Here is a 380-nt window from a genome sequence, read left to right on the forward strand (position 1 = left end):
GAGTTCAAGAATGGCAGTGTGCCAAGTGTTTTTCAACTTTCGCGCAGCGGGACTAATGGCCAACAAAAATGGAATACCGAAACTAGCTACTATAAGCACCCTGTAGGGGCGTTTTGGGGGTATTCTTCCTTGGATTTTATGCAGCAAAAGATTACGGAGATAGCCAAAGATTATGGGGGTAACGCGAACAAGGTGGAGTTCGTTGGGGTTGCGGTAGATAAGAATCGTGAACTTGGGGGTGCCTGCGGTAAGGTGGGTGATAGTAGCTATGACCATAAATGCGAGTATTACGTAGTGAAGACTGGCAAACCCAAGGTTATGAGTATTACGGGAATAAGGTCTGGGACTGAGATATCTGATTACGAAGTTACGAGCATCAT

General features: G+C 45.8%; 1 protein-coding gene. It reads left to right on the forward strand.

Translation table 11 applies throughout. The features are described 5' to 3' along the window. The coding region (locus OC23_RS19455; protein ID WP_038344660.1) for a hypothetical protein at window positions 1-380 on the forward strand (380 nt) is incomplete at both ends.

This window comes from Acinetobacter sp. A47, from assembly GCF_000805455.1.
Classification (GTDB): domain Bacteria; phylum Pseudomonadota; class Gammaproteobacteria; order Pseudomonadales; family Moraxellaceae; genus Acinetobacter.